At 73.8% G+C, this 14,167-nt stretch carries 12 protein-coding genes and 1 pseudogene; 6 read left to right on the top strand and 7 right to left on the bottom strand.

The genetic code is table 11. From position 1 onward, the window contains the following. The first annotated feature begins 94 nt into the window (after positions 1–94). Positions 95–1,141, top strand: coding sequence for a phosphatase PAP2 family protein (locus ACFRIC_RS24950; RefSeq protein WP_382789464.1), 1,047 nt, complete (start codon positions 95–97; stop codon positions 1,139–1,141). Between the two features lie 138 nt (positions 1,142–1,279). On the opposite strand, the gene ACFRIC_RS24955 is transcribed toward ACFRIC_RS24950, so the two are convergent. The 4 genes and pseudogenes from ACFRIC_RS24955 to ACFRIC_RS24970 all read right to left on the bottom strand — a co-directional run bounded on the left by ACFRIC_RS24955 (position 1,280) and on the right by ACFRIC_RS24970 (position 4,845). Next, positions 1,280–1,495 (bottom strand): proteinase inhibitor I78, encoded by a 216-nt coding sequence (locus ACFRIC_RS24955; RefSeq protein WP_382789466.1) that lies wholly within the window; start codon positions 1,493–1,495, stop codon positions 1,280–1,282. Between the two features lie 363 nt (positions 1,496–1,858). After that, a pseudogene (locus ACFRIC_RS24960) lies at positions 1,859–2,879 on the bottom strand (helix-turn-helix transcriptional regulator). 151 nt (positions 2,880–3,030) lie between these two features. After that, a complete protein-coding gene (locus tag ACFRIC_RS24965) occupies positions 3,031–4,311 on the bottom strand; it encodes an ABC transporter substrate-binding protein (protein ID WP_382789469.1) in 1,281 nt (426 codons plus the stop codon). Positions 4,312–4,317: 6 nt separating this feature from the next. After that, on the bottom strand, positions 4,318–4,845 hold the full coding sequence (locus ACFRIC_RS24970; protein WP_382789472.1) for a hypothetical protein: 528 nt from the start codon (positions 4,843–4,845) through the stop codon (positions 4,318–4,320). A 122-nt stretch (positions 4,846–4,967) separates the two neighbouring features. Between ACFRIC_RS24970 and ACFRIC_RS24975 the strand changes: the two genes are divergently transcribed. From ACFRIC_RS24975 to ACFRIC_RS24985, 3 genes are read left to right on the top strand one after another with little or no spacing between them, the layout of a single operon-like run. Then, on the top strand, positions 4,968–5,474 hold the full coding sequence (locus tag ACFRIC_RS24975) for a hypothetical protein (protein ID WP_382789475.1): 507 nt from the start codon (positions 4,968–4,970) through the stop codon (positions 5,472–5,474). Continuing rightward, positions 5,474–8,464 (top strand): ATP-binding cassette domain-containing protein, encoded by a 2,991-nt coding sequence (locus tag ACFRIC_RS24980; RefSeq protein ID WP_382789478.1) that lies wholly within the window; start codon positions 5,474–5,476, stop codon positions 8,462–8,464. Before ACFRIC_RS24975 ends, ACFRIC_RS24980 begins: the two co-directional genes overlap by 1 nt. Further along, positions 8,461–9,189, top strand: coding sequence for an ATP-binding cassette domain-containing protein (locus tag ACFRIC_RS24985; protein WP_382789481.1), 729 nt, complete (start codon positions 8,461–8,463; stop codon positions 9,187–9,189). Before ACFRIC_RS24980 ends, ACFRIC_RS24985 begins: the two co-directional genes overlap by 4 nt. Here the strand turns inward: ACFRIC_RS24985 and ACFRIC_RS24990 are convergent. Together ACFRIC_RS24990 and ACFRIC_RS24995 are read right to left on the bottom strand one after the other, a co-directional pair. Next, entirely contained in the window at positions 9,077–9,784 is a 708-nt protein-coding gene (locus ACFRIC_RS24990; protein ID WP_382789484.1) for a transglycosylase family protein, read from the bottom strand. The genes ACFRIC_RS24985 and ACFRIC_RS24990 overlap by 113 nt on opposite strands. 186 nt (positions 9,785–9,970) lie before the next feature. Next, the gene (locus tag ACFRIC_RS24995) at positions 9,971–10,663 is read right to left on the bottom strand and encodes a transglycosylase family protein (RefSeq protein ID WP_382789488.1); all 693 of its coding nucleotides are present in this window, start codon (positions 10,661–10,663) and stop codon (positions 9,971–9,973) included. Between the two features lie 535 nt (positions 10,664–11,198). Here ACFRIC_RS24995 and ACFRIC_RS25000 point away from each other — a divergent pair. Both ACFRIC_RS25000 and ACFRIC_RS25005 read left to right on the top strand, forming a co-directional pair. Then, positions 11,199–11,972 (top strand): hypothetical protein, encoded by a 774-nt coding sequence (locus ACFRIC_RS25000; protein WP_382789491.1) that lies wholly within the window; start codon positions 11,199–11,201, stop codon positions 11,970–11,972. 265 nt (positions 11,973–12,237) lie between these two features. Then, positions 12,238–12,579, top strand: coding sequence for a hypothetical protein (locus tag ACFRIC_RS25005; protein ID WP_382789493.1), 342 nt, complete (start codon positions 12,238–12,240; stop codon positions 12,577–12,579). 75 nt (positions 12,580–12,654) lie between these two features. On the opposite strand, the gene der is transcribed toward ACFRIC_RS25005, so the two are convergent. After that, positions 12,655–14,133, bottom strand: a complete 1,479-nt coding sequence (der, locus tag ACFRIC_RS25010; RefSeq protein WP_382789496.1) for a ribosome biogenesis GTPase Der — start codon at positions 14,131–14,133, stop codon at positions 12,655–12,657. Between the last annotated feature and the right edge of the window lie 34 nt (positions 14,134–14,167).

Genomic DNA, 14,167 nt, shown 5'->3' on the forward strand with positions numbered 1-14,167 from the left:
AAGCATGATCCTGAGAGGAATCCCACATCACATCGTCATCACAAACCGAGTGATTCGGCCTGGAACGCAGCTCACTCGCTGTAACGTCGATTGAGTGCGTACCGAACGAAACCTCACCCGTCTGGACCGGGTCTTCGCCCGGCTGGACCGTGAGCCGGAACGACCGGCCCACATCGATGTGCCGAAGATGAGTCGGCACAGGGTTGTCCTCTTCGCGGCGACCCTGGCCTTCTACCTGGCGATCGTGTGGGCCGTGGCGATCACGTCGTGGCTGGTCCGGTTCGACTGGCAGGTCATGTTCTTCCGGCCCTACCAGCAGTGGCCGGAGATCCACGCGTTCCTGGACTACTACGTGGTACTCGGCCAGCGCGGCCCCACCGCGGTGATGGTCGCCGCGTGGCTCGGCTGGCGCTCCTGGCGTCAGCACACCCTGCGCCCGCTGCTCACGCTGGGCGCGTCGCTGCTGCTGCTCAACATCACGGTGGGCGCCGCGAAGCTCGGCATGGGCCGTCTCGGCCCGCACTACGCCATCACCATCGGCTCGAACGAGATGGGCCTGGGCGGCGATATATTTCCTTCGGGCCACACCGCCAACGCCGTCGTGACCTGGGGAATCCTGGCCTATCTGGCGTCGACCCCGAGAGCCCGACGCTGGCTCTCGGCGCTGTCCGCCGTGACCTCGCTGGGCGTCGGCCTCACCACCGTCTACCTGGGTACGCACTGGCTGAGCGACGTCCTGCTGGGCTGGGCCGCGGGTCTGCTGATCCTGCTGGCGCTGCCCTGGTGCGAGCCCCTGATCGCCCGCTCCGAGGCCGGGATCTTCGCGCTGCGCGATCTGTGGCGCACCCGTCGTGGCCGCACCGCGCCCACGCCCGCCCCGGTTCCCGCTCCGGTCCCCGCGCCGGTCATGTCCCCGCGGGCCGCCGCTGTGGACAGCGAGATGCCGGCCCGCGGGGCCGTCGCCTCCCGTCCGCCCAGATCCCCCGTCCACCTGGCCCCGGGCCCGCACACCGCCCGCTCGGAGCGCACGCCGGTGACACCGGCGGGCAGCCGCCGTCCGGCCCACCCGGACCGCCCGCCGCATCCGGACCGTCCGACACGCGCGACCGCGGCGACGGCCCGCCCGCTGACCGGCGGCTGAGGACCGCGGGGCCGGTACGCACAGCCTCTCCCCGCACGACGAAGGCCCCCGGCTCGACGAGCCGGGGGCCTTCGCGCGTCGTGGGCGGCGCTCAACTCGGTGCGGCGCGGCGGCGTTCGCGGGGCCGGGTCCGGGCGCTCAGCCCTTCCAGCAGCGCGTCACCGTACCGTCCGTGACCTCGAAGTTCAGCCTCCCCACCAGGTACTCCATGGTGATGATCGCGCCGGGCGGCAGCGAGCGGACCGTCGGCCAGCCGCGCTCCAGCGCACGCTCACGCGCCCCGTCCACCTCCAGCCCGACATAGCTCTCCGGATCGTCCTGCGGCTCTGTGTGAGAGGGGGGATTGGGTGCCATGACCGCCACGTTAGGCGGCACGCCCGGGCGGCGGAAGCCCGATCGGCGACGAAGCGTCACCTGTCCCCCGCCGGTCACACTTCTGTCACAGGATCACGACACGTGTTTCGCCGAACTCCATCACCCGTATGAGGGGCCGCTTCCGTGTTCCGCACGCCTTCGAACGTAATTCGGAGCCGTCGTACGAGCTCACCGAATAGTCCCCTGAAATGTGCACGGCGGTGGCCGACGCGCGCCCCGCGGCGCTTTTCCATTCCGGGCCGCTCCGATTCCGGCTCGGGCCGCGGAAGCTGACGCCGCATAGGAAATACACGCCACGCGCACACAACCCCCGCACGGCCGCCGCGGCACCCGGGACTTCCGCTACGGCACGCGGCCCGTGACCGCCGCACCCTCGGGACCCCGCTCCCCCGGACCCCGTTCCCCGGCACCGGCTCCCGCGCGGCCCTGCCGCTCCAGCGCGCGGGACAACCGGTCCCGGGCCGTCCTGATCACGTCGCCGAGTTCGGCCGGCTCCAGGATCTCGAACTCGAGCCCCGTCATCATCACGTGGATGACCATGACGTCGAGGCTCGGCGCCCCGGTGCGCAGGATGCAGGTGTCGCCGTCCGACGCCTCCAGGGTCCCGGCCGAGGGCGAGATCCGTGCGGCGGCCTCCTCCAGCGGCACCAGCAGCCGGACGACGGCGTGCGTGGCGTAGGCGCCGGTGGAGACGCCCCGGGAGACGTACTCGGCCAGATTCCCGGCCGGTGGCGTACGGGGCGCGAAGCGCGGCCCGTGCGGCGGCCGGGGCGTGATGCGGTCGGCCCGGAAGGTGCGCCAGTCCTCGCGGTCGACGTCCCAGGCCACCAGGTACCAGCGGCGCTCGGTGCACACCAGCCGGTACGGCTCGACGGTCCGGCGCGTCGAAGCGCAGCCGCTCGCTGTCACGGCAGGCGTTGGCCAGTTCGGTGAGGACGGCGGGATCGACGGCGGAGGCCTCCGGACCGCGCAGCATCGGCACCGTGAAGGCGTTCAGCGCGCCGACCCGGCGCCGCAGCCTGCTCGGCAGGACCTGCTCCAGCTTGGCGAGCGCGCGCACCGAGGACTCGCCGATGCCCTCGATGCCCTGCCCGGCCGCCGTGCGCAGGCCCACGGCCACCGCGACGGCCTCGTCGTCGTCCAGGAGCAGCGGCGGCAGTTCGGCCCCCGCGCCGAGCTGGTAGCCGCCGCCCGTACCGGGGCTCGCGTTGACGGGGTAGCCCAGCTCGCGCAGCCGGTCCACGTCACGGCGGACGGTGCGCGGGGTGACGCCCAGCCGCTCGGCGAGGTCCGCGCCCGACCATTCGCGGTGGGCCTGCAGCAGTGAGAGCAGGCGCAGCAGTCGTGCGGATGTCTCCAACATGCCGCCGAGTCTGCCAGCGCTTGCGGACAGCCACTGTCCGCAAGACGACGTCCCTCAGAAGCCCGGCCGACTCCCCGCACGCGGCCAGCCTGGCGGGCGCCGCGGGCTTCACGGACTCCGCGATCCCGGCGCTCCACGGGCGCCGCGGGCTTCACGGGCGGTAGGCGATCTGCGGCACGTCGAAGCAGTTCGTGTTCATGTCGCCCTGGGTGACCCAGCCCCTGCCGTCGCGCCAGCGGGCCACCGAGAGGCACGTCCGGCGCGTCTTCGGCGGCTCGGCCAGCCGCTCGTAGGTGACGGGGAGCAGCAGCCCGCCCGCGGTGTAGGGCTCGCCCCGGTTCATGAACGCGTCGACGCACCCCCGGGTGATGCCCGTACGCGCGCAGGACGTGGCCGCGTCCGTGAACCACCGGGCCGCCGCCCATCCCTCAAGTTGCCACTGGGAGTGGCTCGGCAGCCCCTTCGTCGCGTCGCGGAACTCCCGTACCGCGGTGTCGCCGGTGTCCTCGTAGTTGCGGCTCGCCCCGGTGGCCCACAGGGCGTTGCGGCAGCGCGGCGCGTCCTTGTAGTCCTCGGGGACGGTGGACGTCCAGTTCTGGACGTTGGTCACCTTGGCGATGACCTGGGCGCCGACGTCGTCCATGGCCTTGCAGAGCTGGGAGTTGCCGTGGGTGTCGAGGGCGTCGAAGACGAGGTCGGCGCCCTGGGCCTTGAGGTCGGCCGCGGCGGCGCGGAAGTCGGGCAGCGCGAAGTCGACCTGTTCGCCGACCACCCGGTAGCCCTCGGCCCTGAGCCCGTCGGTGACCAGCCGGGCGTAGGCGGCGGAGGCGGACTGGTTGTAGGAGACGACGGCGGCCGTCCGGGCGCCGTGGACGCGCTTGAAGTAGCGGTAGACCTCGGTGCCGCCGTAGAGCTCGCCGTCCCAGCCGGGGGTGCCGTGGCGTGGCGCGAGGCTGCCGTAGATCCCGTACAGGTGCGGATACGTGTCGTAGGCGGCGCCGATGGGCTGGCCGCCGATGTCGGGCACGCCCGCGCGGGACACCTGGGAGGCGCCGGCGTAGTCGAGGGCGGTCGTGGCGACGAGGGCGACGACCTTGTCCTGGTCGATCAGCCGGCGCACGCAGGCGCTGTTGCCCACCCCGCTGCCGCCGTCGTCGCAGGTGCGCACCTCGACGCGCCGCCCGTCGATGCCGCCGCGGGCGTCGAGCCGGTCGAACCAGGCCTTGGCCCCGTCACGCGGTCCGGTGAACGCGGCGGCGCCGACGGGGCTGGTGGCGCTGCTGATGACGCCGACGCGGATCGGCTCGGCGGACGCCCGGGGTGTGGGCGTGGCGCGGTTCTCGAAGTCGCTCTCGGGGAGCCGGCTGCCGCAGGCCGTGCCGAGCAGGAGCAGCAGGCCAGCGACGGCGGCGCCGGTCGCTGTGCGCCGCACCGCTGATCAGCAGCCCGGGACGGGACTCGACGACCCGTTGCCGCTGAGCTGCACCAGCGCGCAGAGCGTTTTGACGGAGACCTTCCAGGTGCCGTTCTGCTCGACGGCCGTCCCCGAGGCGTTCGGCAGGGCGGTGGCGCCGTTCAGGGTCAGCGTGTAGGTCACGTTCGCCTCGGTCGGCGAGGTGAACTCGATCTTCTCCACGTTCGACTTCACCTGCTGACCGCGCTGGTCGCCGTTGAAGCCCTGCAGCACCGGGGCCATCTGCTCGCCGTTCTCCAGGACGGCCAGCTTGTCCTTCGCGGAGACGGCCGGGTCGAAGAACTTGTCCCAGTTCTGCTTGATCTCCTGCTGGGCCGCGGCCGGGTCGGCCGGAGCCGTGGCGGTGGACTGTTCCGCCGTCGGGGTGGGCGACGCGGAACTCCCGCCGCCGTTGTCGTCGCTGCACGCCGTGAGGGCCGCGGCGAGGACGAGAACCGCTGCCGCCGCCACTCCCCCGACGTTCCCCCGCCTGAGGTCGCTCCCGAGAACCATCTGGCTCACCACCGGGTGTCGGTCCGGGCCAAAAGCGCCCGGTGCTTTCAGGGTCAGCTTCCAGAAGGCATAGTGCAAGCCATCGGCTGACATGGACAGATACCCGACGTGTGGGAGTCCGGATGCGGACAGCTCGACCGCGCAGCGCGCACCCCGTCCTGTGGGCCGGCTGGGCCGCGCTGGCCGCCGGGGCCGTGCTGTGTGTCGTCGGCTGGTACGGCATCTCGGGCGAGCGGTACGCGGAACGCCAGCTCCCCTACCTCGCCTCCTGCACGGTGCCCGGTGCCGCGCTGATCGTCGCCGGGTCGGTGCTGCTCACCCACGGCCGGAACGCCTCGGCGACGGCGCGCGTCGAGGAGCTGTACGGACTGCTGGTGGCGGCGGGGTCCGCCGAGGAGGAGCCGGGGCCGGCGGCTGCCGTGGCGCCGGCCGCGGCCGGGGACCTCCTGATGGTGCCCGGCGGCACCCTGTACCACCGGGCGGACTGTCCCCTCGTGGCCGGGAAGCCGGAGGCCGTGCCGGCCGACTCGCGCGTCCTCGCGAGCGGGGATCTGGGACCGTGCCCGATCTGCGAGCCCGACGCCGAGCCCGACGCCGGGGACGTCCCCTCCGCCGGTCCGGGCGACTGATGTCCTCGTTGACGTACGACCTCACCCTGGCCGGGCTCTCGATCGGTGCCGCCGCCGCGCTCACCGGCATCGGGCTGATCGTCACCTACCGCGCCACAGGGGTGCTCAACTTCGCGCACGGCGCGATCGCGATGGTGTGCGCGTATCTGCTGCGCCAGTTCACGGTCGAGTGGGGCTGGCCGCTCGCGCTCGGCGCCTCGGTGACCCTGCTGCTGGTGGCCCCGGCGATCGGGATGGCCCTGGAGCGCTTCGTGTTCCGGCCACTGGCCGTGCTCGGCGGCGATCCGGCACAGACCCTGGTGGCGAGCATCGGGGTGTTCGTGCTGCTGGTCGGCGGGGCGGCGCTCGTGTGGGGCACCGGTGCGCGGGCGGACGCGCCGACGCTGGTGTCGGCGGATCCGTGGGGGCAGCTCGCGGTGGTTGTCGCGCTGGCCGCGGGGGTGGGCGCGGTGACACGCTGGACCCGCTTCGGGACGGAGCTGCGGGCGGTCGTCGACGACCGGCCGCTCGCGGTGCTCGGCGGGATCGACGCGGACCGGGTGGCCGCGGCGGGCTGGGCCTTCGGCTCGTTCACGGCGGGCCTGACGGGCGTGCTCCTCGCGCCGTACGTGCGGCTCGACCCGTACGGCCTGCCGCTGCTCGTCATCGAGGTCATGGCCGTCGCCGTGGCGGCCCGCATGCGCAGCCTCACGGTGGCGATCGTGGTCGCGCTCGGCATCGGTGTCGCCCAGAGCCAGCTCACCCGGCTGCACCCCTCGGGCTGGGCGGAGCCGCTGCTGCTGGCGGTCGGCGCCAACCTCTTCGTGGTCGCGCTGCTCGTCGCCGCGCTCGTCCTGCCCGGCATCGGCACCCGTGACGCGCTCCCGCGCCCGGCGACGGTCCGCGTGCCGACCCCGCCCGGGGCCTGGGCCGTGGCCGTCGTGCTGTTCCTGCTGCCGCTGGGGCTCGCCGGCTCGGACCTGCACACGGCGGTGCAGGTGCCCGCGCTCGGCGTCGTCCTGCTGTCGCTGGTCGTGGTCACCGGCCGCGGCGGCCAGATCTCGCTGGGGCAGGCCGCGTACGCCGGTCTGGGCGCCCTGTTCACGGCCCTGCTGGCCGCCGGCCGGTTCCCGGGGCTGCCCCGGCTGCCCGAACTGGCCGCGCTCGCGGTGGCCGTGCTCCTGGTGGCCCCGCTCGGGGTGCTGACCGGCTGGCCGGCCATCGAACGGCACGGCCTGGCGCTCGCCGTGGCCACCTTCGCGGTGGGCGTGGGGGTCAGCCGGTTCGTGTTCGCGCAGCCGTACGCGGTGGCGGGCCTGTCCCTGGACCGGCCGGCCGGGTTCGGCGGCGACCGCGCGTACTACGTACTCGAACTCGTCCTGCTGGCCGCCGCCGTGCTCGCCGCGCACGGCCTGCGCCGGGGCAGGACGGGCCGGGCCCTCGCCGCCATGCGGGACCACGAGGCGGGCGCGTCGGCGGCGGGCGTGCGCGTCCCCGAGCTGAAACTGACCGCGTTCGTGGCGGGGGCCGCGCTGGCCGCGCTCGGCGGGGCCATGCTCGGCATGGGGCTGCGCGCCTTCGATGCCACGCAGTACGACCCGGTCCGCAGCCTGCTCTGGTTCGCGGCGGTCGTCGTGCTCGGCGCCGACAGCGTCCTCGGGGCGCTGGTCGCCGCCGCGCTGCTCGTCGGGCTCGACGCGGGGGCCCGCGGCGGGGTGGCGGCCGCCCTGATCGGCCTCCTCGCCGTCCTCGTCGGCCGCTTCCCCGAGGGCCCGTACGAGGCCCTGCGCGCGGCCACGACCCGGCTCCGCCGCCCCCGGGCGACCCTCACCCCGCTGGGCACCCGGACCCGCCACCACCTGCGCGCCGCCGCCGGGGGCCACGAAGCCCTCGGGCCTGCGGCGGTCACGGGGCCCGTTCCGGCGAAGGGCGCCCTGCGGGCCACGAGGCCGATCACGGCGAAGGGCACCGCAGCGGCCACGACCGCCCTGCCCGGCACCGACCGGGAACCCGGACCCCGCCGGGACCCGGCAGCACCGGCCGGCATCGGCCCGAAAGCCGGGCCTGGCCCGGACCGCACGGCGCCCACCGGCACGGGCCGGAGACCCGGACCCCACCCGGAACCCACCACGCCCACCGCGCCCACCGCGCCCACCGCGCCCAGCGCGAGCCACCCGGCGCCCACCGGCACCGGCCGGGAACCCGGGCCCCGTGCGGGCGCGGGCGTGTCGGGTGTGGGGGCCTCGGGTGTGGGGGCCTCGGTCGCCGGACGGGGCGGCGTGGGGGCGCGGGCCGGGGGCGGAGGGGTTCGGTCCGGGAGTGGGGGCCAGGGGCTGACCGCCCGTCGGCTGCGCGTCGTCTACGGCGGGTTCACCGCTCTCGACGGGGTCGCCCTCGACGTCCCGCCCGGACGGGTCACCGCGCTCGTGGGGCCCAACGGGGCCGGGAAGAGCACCCTCTTCCACTGTCTCGCCGGCACCCTGCGCCCCTCGGACGGACAGGTGCTGCTGGCGGGGCGGGACATCACCCGGCTGGCGGCGCACGCCCGGACCCGGCTGGGCGTGGCCCGGACCTTCCAGCAACTGGCCGTCTTCCCGTCGCTGTCCGTCGCGGAGAACGTGCGCGTGGGCGCCGAGCAGGGCCGGACCGCCGACCGGGGGTCGGTGGAGCGGGCGCTGCGGCTGTTCGGCCTCGACGGGCCGGTGCGGTCACTGCCCGCGGCGGGCCTCCCGACCGGCACGCTCCGGCGCGTGGAGCTGGCCCGGGCCCTCGCCGGGAGCCCCCGGGTGCTGCTGCTCGACGAGCCCGCGGCCGGTCTCGACACCGCCGAGGTGGCCGCGCTGGCCCGGGTCCTGCGGGCGCTGGCCGCGGACGGCATGGCCCTCCTGGTCGTCGAGCACGACCTCGATCTGGTCGCCGACCTGGCGCACACCGTCCACGTCATGGCGGCCGGACGGATCGTCACCTCGGGTCCCGCCGACCGCGTCCTGGACACGAGGACCGGCGGATGACCATCGCCCTGCGCGACGCGCGCGTCCGCTACGGCCCCCTGGAGGCCCTGCACGGCGTGAGCCTGATGGCCCCGGGCCCCGGCCTCACCGTGCTGCTGGGACGCAACGGCTCCGGCCGTACGACCGCGTTGCGCGCGCTGGCCGGGTCCGTGCCGCTCGCGTCCGGTGCCGTCGTCTGGGACGGCGCCGACGTGACCCGGCTGCCCGCGTTCGAGCGGGCCCGGCGCGGGCTGTGCCTCGTCCCGGATCGCCGGGCGGTGTTCGCCTCCCTGACCGTCCGGGAGAACCTCGAACTCGGGGCGGCCGGCCTGCCGGTGGCGCTGGAGGCCTACCCGGAACTGGCCCCGCTGCTCCCGCGCCGCGCGGGCACCCTCTCCGGCGGCGAACAGCGCATGCTGGCCCTGACCCGCGCCCTGTCGCCCCACGCGCGCGTGGTGCTCGTCGACGAACCCGCGCAGGGCATGTCACCGGCGGTCGCGGCCCGGACGTACGCGCTGCTCGGTGCCCTCGACGCGTGCGTGGTGATCGCCGAGCAGCGGCTGCCGCCGGGACTGCGCGAGCGGCCGGGGAGGACGACGTACGTCCATGAACTGCGCCGTGGCGCGGTCGTGTTCAGCGGAGAAGCCGCAGAGACGGTGGCGCTGAACGGTGGGCCACCGGGTTCAGGGGCGGCCCGAACAGGGCGGGACCCGCGGCGCGGGAGGCGCCACCCGCCTTCGGGATGACGAGCTGGAGGCCCTTGGCCAGCCGGTCGGGGCTGGCGCCGACCTTCTTCTTGTTGACGTTGTAGAGCGTGCGCCAGCCGCCCGGCACCTTGTACTTGCGGGCGATCGACACGAGCGTCTCGCCGGCCTTCACCACGTGGAAGGGCCCTTGCAGCCCGTACGACTTCGAGCACTCGGGCCAGGCGCCCCAGCCCTGTTCGGCCAGCACCTTCTTGGCGACCTTGATCTGCTGGGCGCGGGTGGCGAGATCGGCGCGCGGTGCGTAGGCGAGCCCGCCGAACCGGATCCAGGTGGGCTGCCAGAACTGGAGCCCGCCGTAGAAGCCGTTCCCGGTGTTCGCGTGCCAGCGGCCGCCGCTCTCGCACTCGGCGAGGCAGGTCCAGGGCCATTCGTCGTTCGCGCAGTCGAAGGCCCCGCGGACGGATCTCGGGCCCGGGAGCGGGGGCGGTGCCGCCGTGTCCGCGGCGTTCGCGGAGCCGGGGACGAGGGCGGCCAGGAGGGCGGCGGCGACGGCCGCGTACCGCACACGAGCGGTCGGCAGCCGGGACGCGGTGCGTGCGGTCGGCGGAATCCGCCTGCTCGGCATGAAGGGCATCGGGCCACGCTAAGCAGCGGGTCCCGCTCGCCCGCCGAGCCCGTGCCCGGCACGCCCGGGGCCCCACCCGGTCGGAGGACCGGGCGGGGCCTGGGGTGTGTCCGTGGCGTCCCGCCCGCCCGGCGACGCCCGGTCCGGTCGCCGGGACCGGACCGGGCCCGTGCCCGGCGCGAGGGGGAGCGTGGCTCAGATGTCGAGCCGCTGGCCGGGCACGATCAGGTCGGGATCACCGCCGATCACGGACTGGTTGGCGGCGTAGATCTTCCGCCAGGTGGTCCCGTGCCGCGCGGCGATGACACTCAGGGTGTCGCCTTCGCGGACGGTGTAGTCGCCGCGGGACGAGCCGCGGTTCACGTGGCCCGGCGCACGGGACGGCGTCTTTGCCGCTTCCCGCTTCGCCGGGACGGACTTTTGGGCCGGCTTCGAGGCCGGCTTGGTGCTCGCGGACCCCGTCGACCCCCCGGACCCCGAGGAGCCGGGCGCACTGCCGTAGGCGCCGGCCCGGGCCGAACAGGTGGGCCAGGCGCCCCAGCCCTGTGCGCTCTGGACCTTGGTGGCGACGGCTATCTGCGCGCTCCTGGAGGCCTGGTCGGCGGTCGGCGCGTACGCCGCGCCGCCGTAGGCGCGCCAGGTGCCGGCGGAGAACTGGAGTCCCCCGTAGTAGCCGTTGCCGGTGTTGATGTGCCAGTTGCCGCCGCTCTCGCACTGGGCGATGCGGTCCCACACTCCACTGTCGGCCGCCGCGGCCTCACCGGTCGCGGCGAGCAGTCCGAGCGGGGCGAGCAGTGCCGCCCCGGCGAGGACCGCCGTCGTACGTGTCTTGTTCGCGGTACGAGCCTTGTGGCCGTTCTCGTGAGTGCTGTCGGCACATGCGGACATGTAGTTCCCTCTCGAAACACCCGGGGTCCCCCAGGACGGGACGCGGTGACCTGCGCGTAGGACGCGGCCCTCGCGCTCCGACCCGTCCACCGGCGGCGTGCTGTGATCCGAAGCGGATCGGCCGGCGGACGTACCCGAGCGGTGCTCGTTGCACACGGCGGAGGAATCTATGGACCCGGGCGCCCCGATATCAACCAACTCCTTGTCATTCGAGGCCAGTTAACGGTTACCGCAGGTATCATCGATTTTCGGCCACCCACTTCATAGGGTGATTTCCGGATTTGTCGACCCCCGCCCGATGTGATCTGTGACTTACTTCACCCAGTCAACTTCCTTAGGCCTCCTGCAAGTTGACTGGGAGTAACCAATTCCGGGGGCGCTTTCACCCTGGGCGTCGGATGGTTCGATTCCGTTCGCCCTCGGGCGTGACTCCGGCCACAGATCACCCGTTGACATCTTCATGAGCCGGGAACCCCCCGGTTCATGGGCCGGGAGCCACCCGGCACCGCCACGCACCGCATCCCGAGGAGCCACCGTGCCGCGCATGCTCGACGTCAGCGACGACGTACGCGCCGAGATCGGCGACGAAGAAGCCGACCGGCTGCTCGCCGGAGAGAACGCCCCCGGCAGTTACGACTGCACGTCGTGCCGCACCCCGGGCGACTCGGAACAGGAGCGCACCAGCACCGTCCTGTTCATCGGCGACGAGACCGCCGTCCTCGCCTTCGCCCACGCCACCTGCCTGCCCTCGCAGGTCGTGCAGGTCACCGAGGAACAACTCCAGGGCGCCGTCCGCTCGATCCACCCCGACGGCGCGCCTTCCGACCCCGTCCCCGAGCAGGCCGTGCTCGGTGTCACCAGCGGACTCGTCCTGATCAACGGCGAGCTCCACCCGGCGCTCGTGGTCGAGCCGACCGGTCCGATCGTGCGCCCCGGCTCGACCGACATCGGCGACGACTTCCTGCCCCTGCTGATCGAGCAGGGCTTCATGCCCGCCACCGAACTGAACTCGGTCCCGCCGGTCCTGCACGGCTGGTCCGTGCTGCTCGCGGCGGGCCAGCTCCACGCCGTGCTCCAGCCGGGCACCGGCGGCGGCTCGCCCGTCGCCTGGTGGCAGGCCCACCAGGCGCTCCAGGTCACCGACGGCTGGCGCGCCGCCGCCAACAAGCTCCAGCAGGTGCTCCTGTTCGCGGCGCCGGTCGGCTCCATCGGCCGTCAGCCGCGGGAGGACCTGCTGCGCGACGCGCTCGACAAGGCCGCGGCCAACGGAAAGCTGGTCGCGGCGGCGATGCCGCTCGCCGGCATCTGAGTCCCGGCGAACGGGGGCGCGGGGAACCGCGGGCAGGTGGCCGAGGCCGGCCGCCGTGGGGTGCCCGCACTGTTCCCCGCGCCCCCGCGCGCGCCCTCACTCCGGACGCCTCGCGAAATGACCGTTCCGGCCGCATCCGTCGGGCGGCGGGGTCGTTGGCACGTACGTGCACACCTACGACGTCCCCGGCCACCGGCCCTTTCAGCCGGTCCCCCCCTCTGGCTCCCCCCTCCGTTCGAGCAGAGAGGTGCCGGCGTCGAGTCCGGTGCTGGACTCCCATCAGGGCGGCTCATCGGCCACGCCGATCTACGACGCGCTCTACGCCGAGTGGATCAGGGCGTTCAGGACCCTGCCCGGCGACCGCCACGGCGAGGAGAACATGGGCTTCAAGGCCTTCGGGCTCCTCGGACGCGGTTCGAACTCGTTCAGCTCTTCGGGCACGTACAGCTCGTACAGCGCGGGGGCGCAGACGGCCCGGCAGATCGCGGCACAGCAGGGGCACACCTCGGCCACGCCATCCGTCTGGCAGCCGGGTGCCCGCCAGCACGGCACCGGGATGCACCACATCCCGGCCGCGCTGCCGCCCGCGCCACGCAGGGGCGTGTAGCGGCGAGGACCGCGGACGACAACGCGTGAGGGGCGGCTCCCCAAGGAGCCGCCCCTCACGCTTCGCCCGTGGGCGTTACTTCTTCTTGTTCGCGCCGCGCTTCTCGCGCACCCGCACCGAGATGTGGATCGGCGTGCCCGAGAAGCCGAACTCCTCACGCAGCCGGCGCTCGATGAAGCGGCGGTAGCCGTGCTCGATGAAGCCGGAGGCGAAGAGCACGAACCGCGGGGGCTTGGTGCCCGCCTGCGTGCCGAACAGGATGCGGGGCTGCTTGCCGCCGCGCACCGGGTGCGGGTGGGCGGCGACCAGCTCACCGAGGAAGGCGTTCAGACGGCCGGTCGGGACGCGGGTCTCCCAGCCGTCCAGGGCCGTCTCGATCGCCGGGACGAGCTTCTCCATGTGCCGGCCGGTGCGGGCCGAGACGTTCACCCGGGGCGCCCAGGCCACCTGGAGGAGCTCGGTCTCGATCTCCCGCTCCAGGTAGTAGCGGCGCTCCTCGTCGAGGGTGTCCCACTTGTTGAAGGCGAGGACGATCGCGCGGCCCGCCTCAACGGCCATGGTGACGATGCGCTGGTCCTGCACCGAGATGGTCTCGGACGCGTCGATCAGGATGACCGCGACCTCCGCCTTCTCGACGGCGGCGGCGGTGCGCAGCGAGGCGTAGTAGTCGGCGCCCTGCTGGAGGTGGACGCGCTTGCGGATGCCCGCCGTGTCGACGAACTTCCAGGTCACGCCGCCGAGTTCGATCAGCTCGTCGACCGGGTCGCGGGTGGTGCCCGCCATCTCGTTGACGACGACGCGGTCCTCGTTGGCCACCTTGTTCAGCAGCGAGGACTTGCCGACGTTCGGGCGGCCGATGAGGGCGATGCGGCGGGGTCCGCCGACCGCGGTGCCGAAGGTCTGCGCCGGGGCCTCGGGCAGCGCCTCCAGGACGGCGTCGAGCATGTCGCCGGTGCCGCGGCCGTGCAGGGCGGAGACCGGGTGGGGCTCGCCGAGACCGAGGGACCACAGGTACGAGGCGTCGGCCTCGCCGCTCGGGCCGTCGACCTTGTTGGCGCACAGGACGACGGGCTTGCCGGCCTTGCGGAGCAGGCGGACGACGGCCTCGTCGGTGTCGGTGGCGCCGACCTTGGCGTCGACGACGAAGACGACCGCGTCGGCGGCCTCGATCGCGTACTCGGCCTGCGCGGCGACGGACGCGTCGATGCCGAGGACGTCCTGCTCCCAGCCGCCGGTGTCGACGAGCTTGAAGCGGCGGCCCGCCCACTCGGCCTCGTAGGTGACGCGGTCGCGGGTGACGCCGGGCTTGTCCTCGACGACCGCCTCGCGGCGGCCGATGATGCGGTTCACCAGGGTCGACTTGCCGACGTTCGGGCGGCCGACGACGGCGAGGACGGGCAGCGGGCCGTGGCCCGCCTCCTCGATCGCGCCCTCGACGTCCTCGATGTCGAAGCCCTCTTCCGCGGCGAGCTCCATGAACTCCGCGTACTCGGCATCGCCAAGCGCCCCGTGATCGTGCTCTGCCGAGCCGTCGGGCTGGATGTGGTCGTTCATGAAGTCCGTACCTCGTCGTTCATCGTGGTGATCG

Origin of the sequence: Streptomyces sp. NPDC056738 (genome assembly GCF_042790435.1) — a bacterium.
Classification (GTDB): domain Bacteria; phylum Actinomycetota; class Actinomycetes; order Streptomycetales; family Streptomycetaceae; genus Streptomyces.

What these genes read in the sequence shown, in the direction of transcription:
- ACFRIC_RS24970 (WP_382789472.1), bottom strand. Translation starts at nt 4,845, where the DNA reads ATGGTTCTCGGGAGCGACCTCAGGCGGGGGAACGTCGGGGGAGTGGCG.
- ACFRIC_RS24975 (WP_382789475.1), top strand. Translation starts at nt 4,968, where the DNA reads ATGCGGACAGCTCGACCGCGCAGCGCGCACCCCGTCCTGTGGGCCGGC.
- ACFRIC_RS24980 (WP_382789478.1), top strand. Translation starts at nt 5,474, where the DNA reads ATGTCCTCGTTGACGTACGACCTCACCCTGGCCGGGCTCTCGATCGGT.
- ACFRIC_RS24995 (WP_382789488.1), bottom strand. Translation starts at nt 10,663, where the DNA reads ATGTCCGCATGTGCCGACAGCACTCACGAGAACGGCCACAAGGCTCGT.
- ACFRIC_RS24985 (WP_382789481.1), top strand. Translation starts at nt 8,461, where the DNA reads ATGACCATCGCCCTGCGCGACGCGCGCGTCCGCTACGGCCCCCTGGAG.
- ACFRIC_RS24990 (WP_382789484.1), bottom strand. Translation starts at nt 9,784, where the DNA reads ATGCCCTTCATGCCGAGCAGGCGGATTCCGCCGACCGCACGCACCGCG.
- ACFRIC_RS24955 (WP_382789466.1), bottom strand. Translation starts at nt 1,495, where the DNA reads ATGGCACCCAATCCCCCCTCTCACACAGAGCCGCAGGACGATCCGGAG.
- der (WP_382789496.1), bottom strand. Translation starts at nt 14,133, where the DNA reads ATGAACGACCACATCCAGCCCGACGGCTCGGCAGAGCACGATCACGGG.